At 50.1% G+C, this 1564-nt stretch carries 3 protein-coding genes; all 3 read right to left on the reverse strand.

The window, feature by feature from the left end:
* The coding region (locus G7Y44_RS10255; protein WP_206214471.1) for an IS66 family transposase zinc-finger binding domain-containing protein at positions 1 to 690 on the reverse strand (690 nt) is incomplete at its 3' end.
* A 45-nt stretch (positions 691 to 735) separates the two neighbouring features.
* Positions 736 to 1095, reverse strand: a complete 360-nt coding sequence (tnpB, locus tag G7Y44_RS10615) for an IS66 family insertion sequence element accessory protein TnpB (RefSeq protein WP_165249673.1) — start codon at positions 1093 to 1095, stop codon at positions 736 to 738.
* Positions 1092 to 1484 (reverse strand): IS66 family insertion sequence element accessory protein TnpA, encoded by a 393-nt coding sequence (gene tnpA, locus G7Y44_RS10630; RefSeq protein WP_441299689.1) that lies wholly within the window; start codon positions 1482 to 1484, stop codon positions 1092 to 1094. The genes tnpB and tnpA overlap by 4 nt, the downstream gene beginning before the upstream one ends.
* Positions 1485 to 1564 lie beyond the last annotated feature (80 nt).

Consider the following 1564-nt stretch of genomic DNA (forward strand, 5'->3'; position numbering starts at 1 on the left):
AAGTGTCGGCATTGGGGCACGTACGATCTGTGCGCTAACATCATCGCCTGCAGCGTTAGCCTTACAGCACGAGCTGCACTTATAAACATGACGTCGGTGCTCTTCAACGACAAGGTGCGCCGGAACAAGCCTTATGACCTCGGTAACCTCGATCTTCATCTTCGATAAGGACTCTCCGCATTGCGAACAGGATGGGTCTTTTATAGTATGCTCGATGATGACGCGCTCGAGGTTTGCGGTGTTAATGCGGCGGCGCCCGCCACGCTTTCGGGGTTTAGTTGAAGTCTTGCTAGTGCTGTCAAGTTCTGGCTCTTCTTTGGAAGCATCCGCCCACACTTCGACATCGTTGAACAAGGAGAGCTGATCAGGGATGACCTTTTCAGACTTACTGCCAAAAAAGCGCATGTTGGCAAGCTTTAACATCTCCACCAGGCGGGCCATCCGAGCTTCGAGGCTTTCTATCTTAGTCTCATAGCCTTCCATCTTTGCAGACATCTCAGCCATTACTGAGACTTTCTCGGCTACTACGTGAGCTTTCTCAGCGGCAAGGCGTGCAGCTTCAGCGATCAGCATCGAGTTATCGCGGGCAAGTGTTTCGTTATCACGAGCAAGTGAAGCCAACTGCGCTTGCAGCATGGCAATTTGCTGTTCTGGAGTGAGAGGATCTGTTTTTGAACTCTTTCTTTTCATGAGGATATTATCTCATGAATGGGCAGGTCAGAAGGTGTTTCTAGGCTAGAGGAGCACCTTAGCGGTAACCGGCACAGGCGCTTTTGGTTGCTCAAAATCGATACCGTCAAGTAACCATATGAGTTGTCTGCGTTCTATCTGCAGTGACACTTCTCCCTCTTCTGTGTGTATCCAGCGAAACCCACCTTCTGCTAAGCGCACGTAGTACATACACCATCCATTTGTCTCAAAGCGCAAAAGTTTCATCTTCTCGCAGTCACGGCTTACAAAGCAGTAAAGCGCCCCGTCGGTGGGATCCATGCAAAAGTCAGTTGTGATCACAGCGGCAAGCCGCTGTATACCTGCACGCATATCTTGTGGACGACGTGATATGAACAATCTGTCGGGTGTGGTAAACGGGTTCAAAGGGAAGCCACCACCCTTAACACTGATGCGATGTCATCCGCGCTACAACCTACAGGAACAGAAACGCTTATATCTCGCATGCGCACAATGATCGTTGATGGAGATGAACAAGCGCTGTCTTCAGCGCAATACACTGATACACCCGGTACAGCTACAGGCCTAGAAAGTGCTGTGCGTGATGATATTGACTCTCTGGACAACTCGATCCACTCATGAGAGTTAGGCTTACCGAACAGCTCCGGCTCTTCCTTGCGAAACTTCGCCATCCATGCATACATCGTGGATCTTGCAACTTTGTTCAGCGTGCACCATTCCTTGATGGTCATGTTTGCTGCAAGACAGCGTTCTACCTGCTCGCGTCGCATTGATCTTCTTTCTTGCGGTGCCATCGTCACTTCCTTCCATCAGGTTGCAACAATTGTGGCACCTATCGGCTAGAAGCTAAATATGCGGGTGTTTTGACGCTCAC

The sequence above is a fragment of the Adlercreutzia sp. ZJ141 genome (assembly GCF_011038965.1).
GTDB lineage: Bacteria > Actinomycetota > Coriobacteriia > Coriobacteriales > Eggerthellaceae > ZJ141.